Raw genomic sequence first — 3,622 nt, 5'->3', positions numbered from 1 at the left:
GCCGATGCCGGTCCGTACGGTCCGGGTCCCGGGGTGCAGGGCGATGCCGAAGGCGCACACGGCGATGACCATCGCGTTGCGGGTGCCGACCTTCGAGTACTGCTGGGGGCCGTCCGCCTTCTTGATGTGGACGGACTTGATCAGCTCGTCCTGGGCGAGGGCGTTGCGCTTCACGCCGGTGTAGAACTCGTCGATCGGGATGAGGCGCGAGCCGCGTACGGACTCCACCTCGACCTCGCAGTCGGCGGCGAGCAGCGCGGGGTGGGCGTCACCGGCCGGGGACGCCGTGCCGAGGTTGCCGCCGACGCCGCCGCGGTTGCGGATCTGCGGGGAAGCGACCGTGTGCGAGGCGAGCGCGAGACCGGGGAGCTCCGTGCGCAGCTCCTCCATGATCGTGGTGTAGGGAACCGAGGCGCCCAGCTGGACCGTCTCCTCGCCCACCGACCACTCGCGCAGCTCGGCGACGCGGTTCAGGTCAAGCAGGTACTCGGGACGACGGTGGTCGAAGTTGATCTCGACCATCACATCGGTGCCACCCGCAATCGGCACAGCTGTGGGGTGCTCGGCCTTGGCGGCGAGCGCCTCCTCCCAGCTGGCGGGGCGAAGGAAGTCCATGAGGCTCTCTTCTTCGTATCGAGGGTCGTTCATTCGAGAGGATCCAGCCAAGTCGGGCCGGAGGCCTCTCGACTGCTCGTTCATGTGCTGTTAACGCGGAGTGGGGTAAGTACACCGCCCCGTCGTCCGATGGGGTCAGTCACCGAAACCATGAAGGAGTTCGCTGGCCAAGGCGCGCGTCTTGTAGATTCGTATGAAGAACGGGCCTCAGTAACCTCGCGGATTCCCCCCGGAAACCGGAAGGCTCCCTGGGCACCGGGGTCCGGGACGGCGGTCGGCGACACAGCGTCGGCACACCCGGACTGTCTGTACATCCCATTCGAGACAAGATCGGCGGCGACGACCATGCGGCTGCGCGCACTCCTTGACACCGACGCGCTGGGCCTGCGGCTGCTCGGCGGTGAGGAAGAGCTCGACCGCACCGTGCGCGGTGTGATGACCACGGACCTGCGCGACCCCAGCCGGTACCTCGCGGGCGGCGAACTGGTCCTGACGGGCCTGGCCTGGCGCCACGACGCCTCGGACACGGAGCCCTTCGTACGCATCCTCGCGAGCGCGGGAGTGGCGGCGCTCGCCGCGGGCGAGGCCGAGCTCGGCGACATCCCGGACGACATCGTCGAGGCCTGCGTGCGGCACCGCCTGCCGCTGTTCGCCGTCAACGAGTCGGTGGCCTTCGCGACGATCACCGAGCACGTGGTCCGGCAGGTCTCCGGCGAGCGGGCCGGCGACCTGGCGGCCGTCGTGGACCGGCACCGCAGGCTGATGACCTCGGGCCCCACCGGCGGCGGCCCCGACGTCGTCCTCGACCTGCTCGGCTCCGACCTGGACCTGCGGGCCTGGGTCCTGTCCCCCGCGGGCCGGGCCATCGCGGGGTCGAGCGCGGCGGGCCCCGCCCTGGCCACCCCGGTCTGCGGGCGCCTGGCGGCCGAGCACCTGGCCGCCGTGCGCACCGGGCGGCGGGGTCCGCACCGGGTCCAGGTGGACGGCACGACGTACTCCCTGTTCCCCATTCGGAGCAGTGGCCGCGGTTCGGCTTCCGCGGCGGCGTCGGCGAGCACGGCGGCCCTGCGGGACGTGCGCGAGACGGTCCTCTCGGACTGGTTCCTGGCGGTCGAGGCAGACGCGGGCGACTGGCCCGAGGAGCGGCTCGACCTGCTCCAGGGCGTCACCCAGCTGATCGCGGTGGAGCGCGACCGGCGCGACGCCGCCCGCACGGTGCGGCGCAGGCTCGCCCAGGAGGTCCTGGAACTGGTCCAGACGGGCGCGGCACCGGCGGAGATCGCGGCCCGCCTGCGGGTCGCCGCCCCCGTGCTGCTTCCGGGCCTGGGCGCGGCGCCGCACTGGCAGGTGGTGGTGGCCCGCGTCGAGTGGGAGGGCGGCGAGATCGAGGGCGGCCCGGTGGCCCAGTCCCTCCTGGAGGAGATCCTCGTCGACCCCCTGTCGGCGGGCCCCGAGCCGTCCGACCGCATCGCGGTGGCCCATACGGGTGACGAGGCGATCGCGCTCGTGCCGCTGCCCGCGGTCTCCTCGGAGCACGACGGCTCCGAGACGGGCCTGCTGGCCGACTCCCTCCTGGAGTCCGTCCGCGACCCGCTCTCGGCGGGGCTCGACGGCGACGGCCGCCTCACGCTCGGCGTCAGCGCGTCCGTCCACTCGGCGGAGGGTCTGCGCGGCGCCCTGGAGGAGGCACGGCACGCCCGCCGGGTCGCGGCGGCGCGTCCGGGGCGGGTCTGCGCGGCGGGCCACCAGGAACTGGCCTCGCACGTCCTGCTCCTCCCCTTCGTGCCGGACGACGTGCGCCGGGCGTTCACGGCCCGCCTTCTGGACCCGCTGCGGGACTACGACCGGCGCCACCGGGCGGAGCTGATTCCGACCCTGGAGGCGTTCCTGGACTGCGACGGCTCCTGGACGCGCTGCGCCGCACGCCTCCACCTGCACGTCAACACGTTGCGCTACCGCGTCGGCCGTATAGAGCAGTTGACGGGCCGTGACCTCTCGCGCCTGGAGGACAAGCTCGATTTCTTCCTGGCACTGCGGATGAGCTGACCCGGGCGACCTGCGGCAAACACCTTTCATGGTCCGCCCTTTGTGAAATCTTTCACCCAGCCCCTTGGCCCGATGCGCCGATCCGTGCTGAGATGCGCCCACGACTCAACAGCTCAATGGCGTGCTCGGGGAGGGCAACGTGGCGCATCCCGCCATGTCTGGTACCGGAACGACTGCAGGGGACGATCCACTCCAGACCGCGGTATGGCGGCTGCGCTCGCGCGGCTGTTGGACCGACGCGGCCGCGCTGCTCGCCTCGCGGGAGGGGCCGGGTCCCGCGCTGCAGAGAACCTCGCTCCTGGTGGAGCGGTGCCTGTTCACGGGCGAGGGATGGGCGGAGGCCGAGGACGGCCTTCGTACGGCGGAGGCGCTGGCCGTGGCGGACGAGGACCGCGGGGCGGCGGCGTGCGAACGCGGTCAGCTGGCGTATGCCTCTACGGTGCTTGCCGTACGGGACCGGGCGGACGAGGCGCGTACGGCGCTCGGGCGGGCGGCGGCGCTGCTCGCCCCGAATACTCCGGGGCGGCCTCTCCTCGACTTCCGCCGGGGTCTGATCGCCGAGCACATCGCGGACTCGCCGCAGGCGGCGCGGGCCGCGTACCGGCGGGCGCACGCGGGTGCGACGGCGCACGGCGACACCCTGCTCCTGTCCTTCACCTGGCGGCATCTGGCCGGGATCGCCCTGCGGGAGGGGGAGTTGGCGGACGCGCGGCACGGCTTTGCGGAGTCGCTCCGTATCCGGGAGGAGCTGGGGTACCTGGTGGGTACCGCGCCGGCACTGGCGGCGCTCGCCGATGCGGAGCCCGAGCCTGAGGCGGGGCGTCTGCGGGCCGAGGCGGCGCGCCTTTTCCGTTTGATGGGCGGGGTGCCGTCGTGGCTGGCGCAGCATCTGACTCCGCCTGCGCCGCCGGCGCCTGCGGCCTGAGGGGCGGTTGAGGTTCGGGCGGTCCCTGCGGGGCTC

General features: G+C 72.8%; 3 protein-coding genes. 2 read left to right on the top strand and 1 reads right to left on the bottom strand.

Annotated features, from left to right (window positions below):
• Positions 1-615, bottom strand: a 615-nt coding sequence (locus tag ACQKIP_RS42795; protein ID WP_427745483.1) for an FAD binding domain-containing protein, incomplete at its 3' end; no start/stop codon positions are given.
• Positions 616-960: 345 nt separating this feature from the next.
• On the opposite strand from ACQKIP_RS42795, the gene ACQKIP_RS42790 reads away from it, so the two are divergent.
• Complete coding sequence (locus ACQKIP_RS42790; RefSeq protein ID WP_365866732.1) at positions 961-2,661, top strand: PucR family transcriptional regulator; 1,701 nt, start codon at positions 961-963, stop codon at positions 2,659-2,661.
• Positions 2,662-2,815: 154 nt separating this feature from the next.
• Entirely contained in the window at positions 2,816-3,586 is a 771-nt protein-coding gene (locus ACQKIP_RS42785; RefSeq protein WP_365866730.1) for a hypothetical protein, read from the top strand.
• The last annotated feature ends 36 nt before the right edge of the window (positions 3,587-3,622 follow it).

Origin of the sequence: Streptomyces sp. NPDC059900 (assembly GCF_050270335.1) — a bacterium.
GTDB lineage: Bacteria > Actinomycetota > Actinomycetes > Streptomycetales > Streptomycetaceae > Streptomyces.
Note: the sequence above shows the minus strand (reverse complement) of the source record. Positions and strands in the feature narration are given on the sequence as shown.

Coding starts and splice junctions, on each gene's coding strand:
- ACQKIP_RS42790 (WP_365866732.1), top strand. CDS start 961: ATGCGGCTGCGCGCACTCCTTGACACCGACGCGCTGGGCCTGCGGCTG.
- ACQKIP_RS42785 (WP_365866730.1), top strand. CDS start 2,816: ATGTCTGGTACCGGAACGACTGCAGGGGACGATCCACTCCAGACCGCG.